Genomic DNA, 13923 nt, shown 5'->3' on the forward strand with positions numbered 1-13923 from the left:
TCGGACCGGAATGCGGTCACCCTCACGGGTGAGGGCCTGGCGAACCGCGATCACGTCGTGCTGGAGGAGACCGCCAGAAACCGGCCACGCATCACGCCCGTCGGGTGTACGTCCTCGCGCCCGCGGCGTACGCAAAAGATGACGAGTTGCGCGGGCCGCTGCCATGCCTGAGGTTGGTGCCGACGGGATGCGCGTCGGGTTGATGTGCAGGTTGTGATAGGGCGGGTAAGGCGTTGGCTGGGTTGTGGGTGTCGGCGGGTCTTCTGGTGGTGGGAGCGGTCCTACTGGACGCGGCGGTGACCACGCTGTCGCTGGCAAGCGGGGCCGGTTGGCTCACCCGACACGTGTCGCAGGGCATGTGGCGGCTGATCCGTCGGCTCGCCGGCCGCGGCCCTCGCCGGCATCGGGTCCTGCGCTGGTCGGGCACCGCCGTCCTGGCGACCACCTTCGGGGCCTGGGTCACCGGCCTGTGGCTCGGCTGGCTTCTGGTCTTCTGCGCCACCCCGGACGCGGTGCTCGACCAGTTCGGCCGTCCGGCCGACATCTGGTCCAGGATCTACTACACCGGATTCTCGATATTCACCCTCGGCGTCGGCGACCACACACCCGGGACCACGACGGCACAGCTTGCCACGAACGGCGCCGTGCTCACCGGCCTGTTCCTGGTCACCCTGGGCATCACCTATCTCATGCAGGTGGTGTCCGCCGTGGTCGACAAGCGCACGATCGCCGGTCATGTCGCCGCCCTGGGCGCCGATCCGGCCGACATCGTCCGCCGGGGCTGGGCCGACGGGAAGTTCGCCCCCATGTTCGCCCAGCACCTCACCAGCCTCACCCCGGAACTCGTCCGGCTCGGTGAACAGCATCTGGCCTTCCCGGTGCTGCACTTCTTCCACGCCGAGAGCAGCGGCAAGTCAGCTTCCGCGGCGGTGACGGTGCTCGACGGGGCGTTGCTGTTGATGCGCGCCGGTGTCGACCCCCGCCACCGGCCGGACATCGGTGCGGTGGAACCGTTGTCCTGCGCACTTGAGCAACTGGTACGCATCCTGGACGGCTCGTTCATCGTGGCGACCGACGAACCGGTGGACGCACCAAGCCTGGAAGGACTGGCCCGGGCCGGGATCCCGACCAATCACGAGCAGCTCTATGCGGAGGCTGTCGAGCACACCCGGACGCACCGCCGCCAGTTGCGAGGCTGGTGTGTCTCGGACGGCTGGGACGACGTCGATCTACGGCTCACGCTCCGCTGACGACAGATCTCCACCAGACGTGGGCTCGTGGCATACGGCGTGCTTCTGCTGTTCAGGGCGCTCGCGTTGGTGCCCCCGGCAGGATTCGAACCTGCGACACACGGTTTAGGAAACCGATGCTCTATCCCCTGAGCTACGAGGGCGCGAGGGCCTAGTCTAGCGACCTGGGGGTTCACCTGGGGTGGCAGGGAGTGGCCCACGTTCACCCGCGTTCCCCGGACCGCCGTTGTCGCAGCCCAGGAGCACACCCCGAGCACACGAACCCCGGTTTGCGACCGGCGGTCGGCCGCGGTGACCCCCGTTGGCACCAGTTCACCCCGATTGTCATCCGCTGGAGAGCACACACCGCGTACATCATCGAAGATCATGTGGGGCTAGCCGCTCCCCCGGCTGGGCGCCGCCTCCCACGGGAGATGCTGGAAAGGTCGCGACCAGCCGCGCGGCGGCCGGGTCGTCGTTGTCGCGAGTCAGGTCCGCCGGGTCGAGGAAGACGACGTCGACGTCGCCCACGGACGACGGGTCGAAGCCGCGTCGTCCGTCATGCGGGTCACCCGCGCTCGGCTGGCTCATTGGGTGATGATGGGTCGTCTGTGCCGTAGTGGCTCCACTAGGTATGCCGGTGTCTGCGGAGTTCACCCGCGGTGCGGGTCAGCAGGAGCCAGCTTCCGTTCTGGACCAGCGCCGCGTCCTCTTTCCGGGCGGCCAACACCCGGGCCACGGTGTACCGTGCCAAAACTCGTCGCACAGGGTGTGAGCTGCTGTTTCGCGACAATGACGCAGGATGGCAGGCGTGTTGGTTCGGCTGCTGTACCTGAGTGCGGTGCGGATGTTCGGCTGGTTACCGCTGGCCACGTGCAGCGAGTCCGCGCTGGTCGCAGAGTTGCTGGTGCTGCGCCATGAGGTGGCGGTGCTACGCCGTCAGGTCGGTCGGCCGCGCCTGTCGTGGCCGGAGCGGGCGGTGTTGTCGGCGCTGGTCCGGGCACTGCCGCGGGAACTCTGGAGGCATCGGATCGTTACCCCAGCCACCCTGCTGGCCTGGCACCGCGGGCTGGTCCGCCAGCACTGGACCTACCCGAAGCGGCCCGGACGACCACCGATCAGCGACGACCTCCGTGACCTGATCCTGCGCTTGGCCAGGGAGAATCCCGGGTGGGGGCACCGGCGCATCCAAGGCGAACTCGTCGGGCTCGGCCATCGGGTCGGCGCTGGCACCATCCGTCGCATCCTCGCCAGTTCGAAGCGCGGTCCTGCCCCACGCGAGATCGACACCAATTGGAGGCGTTCGTGGAAGGGGTCCACCGCTATGCCGCGTTGCGGCGGGTGGCGGCGAGTTCGGGGAAGGCGTCCTCCCAGCGCTGGCGGAGCTGAGGTGGCACCAGAGGGTGGGCCACGACGTGCCGGTGGACTCCACCTCGGACGGTTCCGCGCCGATCGACGGCAAGGTGTACCAGTCCAAGGCCGCGCCGCTGGTCGACCCCGTGCTCGGCGTCGGCATCGAGTCCCTGCATCTCACCCAGGAGATTCCCGGACTCGATCCGGCGGACGCGAAGTACAACTACGGCAACATGGACCCGGCCGGCGAGATGCACGGCATCGTCTTCAAGTGGGCCGCCAACTCGTAGTTGCGCGGCATCCGGACCAAGATGACCGGCTCCCACCCGATCGTCACCGAGGAAGCCAAGAACCTCCAGATCGTCGACAACCACCTCGACGGCGCGTGGAACAAGGGCAAGGGCGGCAACGGCTACTTCCGCGGCTCCCGGGTCTGGGACTCGCTCTACGCCGGCAACGTCTCCCGCAACCTGCGCCACTTCACGTTCCAGTGGTCGGCGTCCGGCAACGTCGTAATCGGCAACGACTTCGACTCCGACCTCAACCTGCACGGCGGGTGGGAGCGGAACAACCTCTTCGAGCTGAACACGGTGCGCGTCCCGTACGCCCACCGCTCGGCCAACTGCTCGGCCAACTGCGGCGAGGAGGACGGCGGCGGGCCGGACAACTCGACGTGGTTCCCGATCTGGTGGGGGTGCCGGCAAGAAAGCGGTCAAGTGGTCCGGTGCGACCGGCCCGCGCAACGCCTTCTTCAACAACGCGATGAGCAAGCAGCTCTGCTCGGACACCGCCCCCTACACCGCCTACTACCCGGACCGTACCCGGATCTACCAGTTCGGCTGGAACGGCAAGGGCTACCGCCACCTCGACATCGGTGGCACGCCGATCGCCGACTGGGCACAGAACGAGCAGCGCGACTACACCGGCGGACACGGCATGGACGCCACCCGCACCGACTCCAGGCCGTCACTCTTCCTGATCCGGGCCAGTGGCACCGTCCCGTCCCCGACCAAGTCGCCCACCACCGCTCCCCCTGCCGACGGTCTGACCGCCCGGTTCGTCAAGACCTCGAGCTGGAACGGCGGCTACCGCGCCGACTACGTCATCACCAACAACGGCAGCACCAAGACCACCAGTTGGGTCCTCGAGTTCGAGCTGCCCAGCGGCACCACCATCACCAAGTCGTGGAGCGCCACGCACACCTGGAACGGGCAGCACCACCGCTTCACCAACCTCAGCTACAACGGCGACATCGCCCCCGGCGCCTCCGAAAAACTCGGCTTCAACGCCTCCGGCACCGGCCTCCCCCTGGACAACTCCCATCACGTCACCATCGATGGAATGCACGTGCACCACATTGACGAGGAAGCGGTGCACTTCCGCCGCTCGTCAGCCGACGGGATCATCCGCGACTCCGTCATCACCGACACCGGCCTGGTCCAGCAGGGTTACGGTGAGGCGGTCTACATCGGCTCCGCCAAGTCGAACTTCGGCTGCCACGGCAACTCCGGCGGCATGGACCGTTCCGACCGGGTGCAGGTGCTCGACAACCAGATCGGCCCGAACGTCACCGCGGAGCACGTGGACGTCAAGGAGGGCACCGCGGACGGCGTGATCCGGGGCAACCGGTTCGACGGCCAGGGCATCTCCGGCGCCAACTCCGCCGACTCATGGGTCGACGTCAAGGGCAGCGGCTACCTGATCGAGGACAACACCGGCACCTTCCGGCCGGACCCCCGGCACCTTCGCCAACGGCTACGAGACGCACAACCTGCTCGACGGCTACGGCTGCGGCAACACCTGGCGCGACAACACGTCGGATCTCGGCGGCGTCGGCCGGTACGCCATCCGCATCACCTCGACCTCGAAATGCTCATCGAACCCGAACGTCGTGCACTCTTCGAACACCGTCACCGGCGCCGTGGACGGCCTGACCAACATCCCCACCACCCCGTAACCCGAGCCCGGCATTCGGACGCCGCAAACGTCGTTGGCGACGCACCGATGCGGGCACCCAAGCGCCGGCCTGCGGTTGGTACGTCGACCGTCACCTTGAGGTGTACGCGCCGGGGCCGGAACGAACGGCCGGAGGATCCCACGTTCTTCAGGGCCGAACGAGTGTGCGACCGGGACCGGTCCGCCACTGGACCAGGTGCGCGCGGCCACGACGGTGCGCACCTGGTCCAGTGCTCCGAGCACGATGAACATCGGCGAACGGCAAGCGCCGTCGACCGGCTCGACGGCGCCAAGGCCGGCGACGGCCTGCTCGTCATCGGCACCACACCGCAACAGCAACCGGCGCAGGACATCACCCCGGCGCCGCCGCCGGACTACCGACCCCACGGAGACCGGAAGCCCTACTGGTGGCCGAAACCCTCGCCGCGCCGCAGGGCCCGACCGACGGCACGGTGACGCTCCCGCGCCGCCGCGCAGGTCAACGCTGCCCTCGCGGACACCCGCGTCGTCTTGATCAGCGGAGCGCGCCAGGCAGGCAAGAGCACGCTGGTCCGCATCGTCGCCGGCGATCGTATGGCCGAGCGCCGCGATCTCGATCGGGCTCAGGACCGGGCAGCGGTGATCGCCGATCCGGTCGGATTCGTGGACTCCGCCGAACTCCTGGTCATCGACTAGATCCAGCGCGCTCCGGAACTCCTGCTGGCGTTTCCACAGGTCGCTCCCGCCTGACCAGGGCGCATGCCGTCCGCCGTCACCGGCCGGCAGCTCGGACACGATGTGTGGAACCTGCGGCGTGTCAGCGCTCCACGAAGCGCGGGGCAGGCGTACGGCATGGTGGCCGATGGCGGCTGGTCGCCGGCCCGCCGTTCCAAGACCGGCCTGATTCGACCGCAGGACAGGCTGCCGCCGCTCCCCTGTGCGCCCGGCCGCCGTGGCGGCTCTCCTGGGTAGGGTGGAGGGCTGTCCGCGTCCGGTGGGAGGTAGATGATGACGGCGCAGCCATCTGGACCGACGTTCGGTCTGGACGACTTCGGGCTGGACGACCGGATGCGGTTGTTCGGCTACGTGACGGCAGAGAACCGGCTCGCCTACCTGTGGCTGCTCCGGGCGTTCGACTCGGCACGGTCCAGCTACCACGTGGTGCTGCACACCTCCGACGTGGCCGCGGCACTGGCGACGTTGCACGGGACGAACGCCGACTGCCCGGACCCGGCCGGGCTGGAGTTGCCGCGGCTGCTCGACGCCTTGGTGGAGTGGGGGGTGCTCGACCGTGGGCAGGACGGTTCCCGCGCCACGACACTCGCCGAGTACCGCAACCGGCATTCGGTGTACCAGTTCACCGAGGCCGGGTACCGGGCGCACCGGGCGGTGGAGGCGGTGTTGTCGGCGAGCATGGACGACTCGACGCTGTCCCGGCTGGTCTTCGCCGACCTCCTGGCCGACCTCGACGCGCTCGCGGTGGCCAACGAGGCCGGGGACGCCGAGGAGGTCTACCGCAAGTTCACCCGGCTGGACCGGGCGTTGGCCGACATCGCCGAGCGGGCAGCGCGCTTCTACCACATGCTGGGTGACCTGGGGCGGACCAACGACGTGCGGCCGGAGGTGTTCCTCGCCCACAAGGACGCGCTGCTGGCTCATCTGCGGGACTTCCACGACGAGTTGCAGCGGTACACGCCCCGGCTGCGCGCGGCGGTGCACGAGGTCGAGGCGACCGGTCTGGACCGGCTGATCGAGGCCGCCGCCGAGGCCGACGAGCGGCTGTTCCACACCCCGGTGCAGCGGCTGGAGGACTGGCGGCGGCGTTGGGCGGGGCTGCGGTCGTGGTTGGCGCCGCCGGGACCGGAGCAGCCCAGCGAGGCGGACCGGCTGTCGGACGCCACCGTCGCCGCGATCGGCGACGTCCTCGCTCTGCTGCGCCGGGTCACCGAGGCGCGACGCGGCGGGGTGAGCCGGGAGTCGCAGTTGCGGCACCTGGCCGCGTGGTTCACCCACACCGGCAGCCAGGAGGCCGCGCACGCCCTGTTCGACGTCGTGTTCGGCCTCGGCGCTCCCCGCCACGTCGGGGTGGCGCATCCGGATCCGGAGGCGATCACCAGCCGGTTGTCGTGGTGGGAGGCTCCGGCGGTGGAGCTGTCCCGCACGCTGGTGACCACCGGCCGGGCACCGGGTCAGGGCCGGGGGCGGCCGGCCCGGCTGGACCGGGTCGACGAGCGCCGGCACCGGCTGCGCGACGACCAGCTCGCCCGGGAGCGCCGGTGGGCCGACGCGGCGACGGCGCTGGCCGCCGTGGGCGTCAACGACCACCGGCTGGACGGATCGCAGACCCAGGTCCTGCTGCGCCTGCTCGACATCGCGCTCGCCGCTCGGGTCGGTGGCCGAGCCGGGGTGCCGCTGGCGGCCGCCGCGCACGGCGTACGGCTGACCCTCACCCCGACTCCGGGCCGGTTCACCACGGTGCGCACCGCCGGGGGCCGGCTGCATCTGAATGGGTACGCGCTGACGGTCACCGCCGCGCAGCACACCGCGGTCCGCCGACCCGAGCTGGTGCCGGCGTGACCGCGGAACCCCACGCTCCCCGGCCGGCGGTGCACCGGTTCGCCGTCGACGTCCCAGAGTTGGAGTTGGCTGAGTACCAGCGGGCGGTGCGGCTGGTTCTGCGTCACCCGCTGATCACGGCGACGTGGCCGGACGAGCGGGCGCTGCCCCGGGTACGGCGGTACTCCGCCACCCTGCGCCGGGATCTCGCCGAGGCGTTCGGGTACCGGCTGGAGCTGCACGGTGCCACGGCCCGGCTGGTACGGGCGAAGGACCGGCTCGACGGCACCCAGCCGGCGGTGTCGCGCACCGGGCGGCCGTTCGACCGGCAGCGCTATGCGTACCTGTCGTTGTGCCTGGCGGTGCTGGGCCGCGCCGGGATCCAGATCACCCTCAGCGAGTTGGCCGACTCGGTGGCCGGCGACGCGAACCGGATCACCGGCCTGGGGTTGGATCCGGACCACGGCCCGGACCGGCGGGCGTTCGTGGACGCGGTCGGCTGGCTGGAGGAGCGGGGCGTGCTGCGGCTGGCCGACGGCTCCAGCGCCGCCTGGGCCAGTGACCCGGGGGCCGGGGAGGCACTGTACGACGTGGCTCGGGACGTGGTGTTCGCGCTGTTCCGGCCGACCCGGGTGCTGCAGCACGTCGATTCGGTGTCGGCGCTGCTGGACCGGGCGATGAGCAGCAGCGGCAACGCCGAGCGCCGGCAGGCGGCCCAGGCGGCCCGGCGGGCGGTGGTGGAGTCACCGGTCGTCTACCACGCCGACGTCGAGCCGGCGGTCGCCAACCATCTGCGCGGCTCCGCGCTCGCCGCCGACCTGGCCCGGCTGACCGGGCTGCGGGTGGAGCGGCAGGCCGAGGGCGTGCTGCTGGTGGACACCGCCGGGTTCACCACGGAGCGGTTCCCGGGCACCGGCTCGGTGGCGCAGGCCGCAGTGCTGCTCGCGGTGGAGATGGCCGACCGGGTCGCGGATCCCGACGGCCGCCGGGTCAAACGGCTGCCCCCGCCCGGCGGGCTCGCCCGGCAGCGGGCGCTGGCGAGCCACATCGACACCGGCCTGCCCACGGCCACCCTGGTACGCCTCGACGACGCCGGTCCGGACGAGCCGTGGACCGCCGACGACCGGGGTGATCCTGACGAGGCCGACGGCGCGGGCCGATTGCCGTTCATCACCGACAGCTTCCTGCGGACGGCCGTCGGGGAGATCCTGCAGCGGTACGGGACCGCGTTCGGGGCCCAGTGGCACGCCGACCCGGAGCGGCTGCGCGTCGAGGCGGTCGCGCTGCTGGAACGCTTCGGCGCGGTCACCGCCGTGCCGGGCGGGGTGCTCGTCCGGCCGCTGGTGGGCCGCTACCGCCACACCGTCGCCACGGTCAAGCCCCGCGCCACCACCGAAACCCTGTTCTGAGAGAAGTCGATCGTGATCGAGCAACGCGGCATCCGCCGATTCGCCCCGACCCGGGCCGGGATCATCAACCTGTGGGACTACCGGGACGAGGAGTTCAGCTTCGTCGACGGGTGGCTGGTGCTGCGCGGGCCGAACGGATCTGGCAAGACCAAGGCGCTGGAGGTGCTGTTCCCGTTCGTCCTCGACGGGCGGATCGAACCGCGCCGGCTCAATCCGTTCGCCAGCGAGGACCGGACGATGAAGTCGAACCTGCTCTACCGGGGGCAGGAGGTCACCCACGCGTACGTGTGGATGGAGTTCGGCGACGGCACGCACTACGTGACCGTCGGCATCGGGTTGCGGGCGCATCGGCACGTCGACCGGGTCACCCGCTGGCACTTCGTGGTCGACGGCCGGGTCGGGGTGGACTTCTCCCTGCTGGACTTCGACGACCGGCCACTGACTCGCCGCGACCTGATCGACCGGCTGGGCGCCGACGCGGTGCGGGACTCGGCGGAGGACTACCGTCAGCTCATCGACGCCCGGCTGTTCGGCCTCGGCCCGGCCCGCTACGAGCAGCTGCTGGACCTGGTGCTGACCCTGCGCAAGCCGCAGTTGGCCAAGGATCTCAACCCGGTCGAGTTGTCCCGCACGCTGCAACGGGGGCTGCGCCCGGTCGAGGACCACCTGCTGGTGGAGGCCGCCCGCTCGTTCGACGACATGGAGGCGGTCGCCCGTACCCTCGAAGGGCTGGTGGCGGCGGACGGCGCCACCGCCGCGTTCCTGACGGTCTACTCCACCTACCTGCGGACCCACGCGCGGGTGGCCGCCGATGCCCTGACCGCCCGCCGCGACGCGGTCGCCACCCGGTCGACCGCACTGGGCGACGCCCGTGCCTCGGCCGAGGCGGCGGCCGAGGCGGAGTCCACGGCGGATGAGCGGCTTCGGGCCGTCGAGGGCGAGCCCGGCCGGCTCCGCGCCCACCTGGACAGTCTGAAGGCCTCGACGGCCTACCAGTCCCACGAGCAGCTCGCCGACCTGCAACGGCACGTGCACGACCTGGCCGAGGCAGCCGGGCGGGCCGACGAGGCCGTCGCCGCCGAGGAGAGCATGGCGGCGCGGCGGCGTACCGAATCGGAACGGGCGACGGTCGCGGCGCGGGACACGCGGACGGCGGCCGACCGGCTCGCCGCCGACCTCCTGCTCGACGCCGAGACGGCCGGGATCACCTGGCGCGCCGAAGACGCCGCTCCGGACGACCTGGCGGCCCGGATCACCGCGCGGGCCGCCGCCCGCCGCGACGACGTGCGCGCCCTCCGCGCGCAGGTGGCGCGGCACGACCAGGCAGACCGGGACCACGCCCGGGCCGCCGCCGACGCGGCCGGCGCCACTTCCGCCGCCGCCGACGCCGAGCAGGCCGAGCGGCGCGCCGAGGACGCCGTCGCGCAGGCCCGCGCCCGCCTGCGCGCCGAGATCGAGCAATGGGCGCAGGGCAACGCCGGACTGCTGGCCGACCTCGCGCGCCCGGACCTGGCCGCCGGGCTGAGCGCCGTCGTGGACACCACCGGCGAGCCGGGCGCGCGGACCCTGCGCGAGGTGTACGCCGAGGCCACGGCCACCACGGTGACCCAGCGGCGGGACCGGCTCGCGGCGCTGGCGGCGCAGCGCACGGCGCTGGCCGACCGGCGGGCCGAGGTGGCCGCCGAACGGGACCGGATCGCCGCCGAACACGACGACGCGCCACCCGTGCCGGTGACCCGGCCCGCGCCACGCACCGGGCGACCCGGCGCACCGCTATGGCGGCTGGTCCGGTTCGCCGACGGGGTGACCGGCGCGAACGCGGCGACCGTCGAGGCGGCGCTGCACGCGGCCGGGCTACTGGACGCCTGGCTGCATCCCGACCCCGGGACCGCGGCGACCGCGCTGGCCGGCGACGACCTGGACGCCTACCTGCTGCCGCTGCCGCCGCACCGGCGGCCCACCGGGGCCACCCTCGCCGACGTGTTGACCCCCGAGGAACAGGACGACGTGCCCGCCGCGCGGATCACCGAGGTACTCACGTCGGTGGCGCTGGCCGACGTGACCACTCCCGCCGCCGCGCCGGTCACCATCGGCGTGGACGGCAGGTACGCGCAGGGCATCAGCGCCGGCCGCTTCGCCAAGGTCTCCTGCGAGTACATCGGCGCGACCGCCCGGGCCGCCCGCCGCGCCGCCCGCGTCAGCGAGTGCGACCGGCTGGTGGCGGTCATCGACGCCGACGCCGACGCGGTGGACCGCGAGCGGGCGACGGTCGAGGCGCTGCTGGCGGCGGTGGACGCGGCCGCCGCGCACCTGCCGGCAACCGCACCGGTCCACACGGCGCTGCGCGAGCTGGACCGGGCCGCCGCGACGCTGCGCGCCCGGCAGGAGGCCAGCGCGGCCACCGCCGCCCGCCTCGACCAGGCCCTGGCCGAGCGGGCTGCCGCCGTGGCCGCGCTGCGTCGGCGCGCGGCAGAGCGGTCGCTGCCGGTCGACCGGCTCGACGACACCGCCGAAGCGGTGAGCCGCTTCGAGAGGGGCGGGGTACGCCTGGAGGGCGCACGGACAGCCGCCGCGCGTGCCGCCGAGCAGGAGGATCAGGCCCGGCAGCGGCACGACGAGGCAGTCGACCGACTCACCGCCGCGACGGAGACCGCACGCACGGCCCGTGCACGGCACCAGGAGAAGGCAGAGGCGTACCGGACGCTGCGCGACAGCGTGGGCGCCGACGCGGAACGGGTGCTGGCCGACGTGGCCCGAACCGCCGACGCGATCACCGAGGCGGAGCAGGCCGTCGAGCAGGCTCGCACCGCACTCGGTGCCGCCCGGGAACGGCGGGTCGCCGCGCTGACCCGGGTGGAGCTGGGTGAGCAGGCCCTGGTCGTCGCCGTCGCCGAGGCACAGCACGACGCCCAGAGGCTGCGCCCGTACGCCCAGCCGGACCTGCTCAGCCTGCTGCGCTGCCCCACCGACCTGCGCTGGCCGGCGCAGACCTCGGACGACGAGCTGCATCCGCAGGTGGCGGCCCTGCACGAAGCGATCCTCACCGCCACCCGGGAGCTGAGCCCCACCGAGACATCGCTGAAGCAGAGCGCCACGCGGCTCACCAGCGCGCTGACCGACCTGCAGGCGCAACTTCCCGCCGCCGGCCTCGACCACCGGCCCGAGTGGGACACCGACGACGGGGTGATCGTGGTCCGGGTCGCCGACGAGCAGGGCCTCACCCCCGTCGCCCACTTCGCCGACCGGATCACCCGCGAGCGTCGCGACCAGGAGCAACTGCTGACCGACTCCGAGCAGCGGGTGCTGGAGGACGCCCTGCTCGGGCAACTCGCCCGGCAGATCCACCACCGGACCATCGAGGCACGCGACCTGGTGGCGGCAATGGACAGTCAGATGCGTGCCCGGCGGATGTCTTCGGGGCTCACCGTCGGCGTCGGCTGGCGGCTCGCCGACGACCTCGACACCGAGCAACGCGACGTGTGCAAGCTCCTCGAACGCGACCCGGCCCGGCTCGGGCCGGGCCAGCTCACCACCATGCGCCGGCACTTCGCCGCCCGGATCAAGACGGCACGGGCCGCCGCGCCCGAACGGCCCTACCGGGAACTGCTCGGCGACGTCCTCGACTACCGGCAGTGGCGGACGTTCGCGTTCACCCTGCACCGGCCCGGCGGCGGCACGGAGGCGCTGACCCGGGCCCGACACAGCCAGCTCTCCGGCGGCGAACAGTCGGTCTCCCTGCACCTGCCGCTGTTCGCCGCCGCCAACGCGCTGTTCGGCTCGGCTCGACCCGACGCACCCCGGCTGCTCGGCCTCGACGAGGCGTTCGCCGGCGTGGACGACACCGGCCGGGGTGAGCTGATGGCACTGGCGAAACAGTTCGACCTGGACCTGTTCATGACCGGCTACGACCTCTGGGCCACCCACCCGGCGGTCAGCGGTGCCGCCCACTACGACCTGTCCCACTCCGCCGTGGAACACGCCGTGTCCACCGTGCTGCTGGTCTGGGACGGCTCGACCAACATCGCCGACTTCGACGGAACCCTGGCCCGTGCGCTCGGCTCCCCGGAGACCCGCCGCGCCCCCGCTGGTCATGGTGAGGCCGACCGGACCGGCGTCCTGCTCGACCTGACCGACGAATGACCGACGGGCGCGGCGAACCGCAGTCGGACCGGTCCGCCGCACACCCGTCGCTCGTGCCGAGCGGGCGGCACCGGCCGGGCGGACCGGCGGATCTCGTCGAGCAGCCCGGCTGGCGACGGATGCTGGCGGCCGCCCGGCACAGCCTGGAACGCACCGGTGGCCGGCTCGACACCACCGTGACGCTCTCCACCCCCACCGACGACGAACGTCTCGTGATCATCGGCATCACCGGCACCCACCGCTCCGCCGCAGCGGCACGCCTCAGTATCCGGCTCAGCGCCGTGGACGAACACCTACGCGCCGCGTACGGAGTCGGCCTGATCGACGTGCTCGCCGCGACGGCCCCGCTGCGCAACCGACCGTCCGACCGCACACGCGAGGCGGTGGCCCGCGACGCCGTCCTCGCCGTGGCCCACGAGGGCCGACACGCCGGCAGCGTCTGGTACGCGGAATGGCTCGACGGCCTGCGCCGCGACGGCACCCTGACCCGCGTCGTCCGCACCGGGCTGCCGTTCGGCGACGTGGTCCGCGTCCTGGATGCGCTGCCCGCGGCCGACGAGCCCATGCCGGTCTTCGCCGACCGCGTGCTGGACGACACGAAGGCCCTCAGCGAGGGGCCGCTACGGGGGCTCGTCCTCCGTGCCGTCGCCGCCTGGCAGCAGGCGGCGCTCCCGGTCGGCGGTGAGCAGGAACGGGCGTTGTGGGAATCGGTCGGCCTGGTCCCGGACGACCTCGCCAGCCAGGTGCTGGTACTCAACGCACCGGCCACCGGCGGGCTGGTCGGGCGGTGGCTGACGGAGGCCGCGCAGGCCGGCGTGCCGATGCGGGTCACCCTGCACCAACTGCGCCTGGCACCGCTGGCCCTGACCTGCGGCGAGGTCCATGTCTGCGAGAACCCCGCCGTGCTGCGCGCCGCCACCACCGCGCTCGGGACGCAGGCCCCAATGCTGATCTGCACCGAAGGGGTGCCGTCGGTCGCCGCTCACACGCTGCTGTGCACCGCCCCTCAGGATGCGGTGATTCGGTGGCGCAACGACTTCGACTGGACCGGCGTACGACTGACGGCGGCGGCTCTCCAACGGTATCCGGGCGCGGTTCCGTGGCGGATGACCTCGGCCGACTACCTGCCGGGGGCGGGCACCGGCACGGCCCTGCTCGGTACGCCCACCGAAACCCCCTGGGACCCTTCGCTCGGCGAGTCGATGCGGCGGACCGGCCGAGCGGTGATGGAGGAGCGGCTGCTCGACCGGCTCATCGCCGACCTACGGGCGGCCGGAGCCGGGTAACGGCTGGCAGCGCCG

The 13923-nt window shown here is 72.3% G+C and carries 9 protein-coding genes, 1 tRNA gene and 1 pseudogene; 8 read left to right on the top strand and 3 right to left on the bottom strand.

Annotated elements, in window-relative coordinates; translation table 11 throughout:
• The first annotated feature begins 248 nt into the window (after positions 1 to 248).
• Positions 249 to 1250: an ion channel gene (locus O3597_RS21980; protein ID WP_281602257.1), complete on the top strand. Its 1002-nt coding sequence runs from the start codon at positions 249 to 251 to the stop codon at positions 1248 to 1250.
• Between the two features lie 67 nt (positions 1251 to 1317).
• Here the strand turns inward: O3597_RS21980 and O3597_RS21985 are convergent.
• The 3 genes from O3597_RS21985 to O3597_RS21995 all read right to left on the bottom strand — a co-directional run bounded on the left by O3597_RS21985 (position 1318) and on the right by O3597_RS21995 (position 2022).
• Positions 1318 to 1393: transfer RNA gene (locus O3597_RS21985), tRNA-Arg, on the bottom strand.
• Positions 1394 to 1604: 211 nt separating this feature from the next.
• On the bottom strand, positions 1605 to 1820 hold the full coding sequence (locus O3597_RS21990; RefSeq protein ID WP_164446279.1) for a nucleotidyltransferase family protein: 216 nt from the start codon (positions 1818 to 1820) through the stop codon (positions 1605 to 1607).
• Between the two features lie 37 nt (positions 1821 to 1857).
• Positions 1858 to 2022 (bottom strand): SitI3 family protein, encoded by a 165-nt coding sequence (locus O3597_RS21995; protein ID WP_268967981.1) that lies wholly within the window; start codon positions 2020 to 2022, stop codon positions 1858 to 1860.
• A gap of 610 nt (positions 2023 to 2632) precedes the next feature.
• Between O3597_RS21995 and O3597_RS22000 the strand changes: the two genes are divergently transcribed.
• The 7 genes and pseudogenes from O3597_RS22000 (at position 2633) to O3597_RS22030 (ending at position 13908) form a co-directional block, all read left to right on the top strand.
• The gene (locus O3597_RS22000) at positions 2633 to 2872 is read left to right on the top strand and encodes a hypothetical protein (RefSeq protein WP_281602258.1); all 240 of its coding nucleotides are present in this window, start codon (positions 2633 to 2635) and stop codon (positions 2870 to 2872) included.
• Between the two features lie 472 nt (positions 2873 to 3344).
• Positions 3345 to 4994: a cellulose binding domain-containing protein gene (locus O3597_RS22005; RefSeq protein ID WP_281602259.1), complete on the top strand. Its 1650-nt coding sequence runs from the start codon at positions 3345 to 3347 to the stop codon at positions 4992 to 4994.
• Between the two features lie 12 nt (positions 4995 to 5006).
• Positions 5007 to 5210: pseudogene (locus O3597_RS22010) on the top strand (hypothetical protein); the annotation flags it as partial.
• Positions 5211 to 5525: 315 nt separating this feature from the next.
• Entirely contained in the window at positions 5526 to 7094 is a 1569-nt protein-coding gene (locus O3597_RS22015) for a TIGR02677 family protein (RefSeq protein ID WP_281602261.1), read from the top strand.
• A complete protein-coding gene (locus tag O3597_RS22020; protein ID WP_269739983.1) occupies positions 7091 to 8482 on the top strand; it encodes a TIGR02678 family protein in 1392 nt (463 codons plus the stop codon). The genes O3597_RS22015 and O3597_RS22020 overlap by 4 nt, the downstream gene beginning before the upstream one ends.
• Positions 8483 to 8494: 12 nt before the next feature.
• Complete coding sequence (locus tag O3597_RS22025; protein ID WP_269739984.1) at positions 8495 to 12622, top strand: TIGR02680 family protein; 4128 nt, start codon at positions 8495 to 8497, stop codon at positions 12620 to 12622.
• Entirely contained in the window at positions 12619 to 13908 is a 1290-nt protein-coding gene (locus O3597_RS22030; protein WP_164446280.1) for a TIGR02679 domain-containing protein, read from the top strand. Before O3597_RS22025 ends, O3597_RS22030 begins: the two co-directional genes overlap by 4 nt.
• Positions 13909 to 13923 lie beyond the last annotated feature (15 nt).

This window comes from Verrucosispora sp. WMMA2044 (assembly GCF_027497155.1).
Taxonomy (GTDB): domain Bacteria; phylum Actinomycetota; class Actinomycetes; order Mycobacteriales; family Micromonosporaceae; genus Micromonospora; species Micromonospora palythoicola.

Coding starts and splice junctions, on each gene's coding strand:
- O3597_RS21990 (WP_164446279.1), bottom strand. CDS start 1,820: ATGAGCCAGCCGAGCGCGGGTGACCCGCATGACGGACGACGCGGCTTC.
- O3597_RS22005 (WP_281602259.1), top strand. CDS start 3,345: ATGAGCAAGCAGCTCTGCTCGGACACCGCCCCCTACACCGCCTACTAC.
- O3597_RS22015 (WP_281602261.1), top strand. CDS start 5,526: ATGACGGCGCAGCCATCTGGACCGACGTTCGGTCTGGACGACTTCGGG.
- O3597_RS22030 (WP_164446280.1), top strand. CDS start 12,619: ATGACCGACGGGCGCGGCGAACCGCAGTCGGACCGGTCCGCCGCACAC.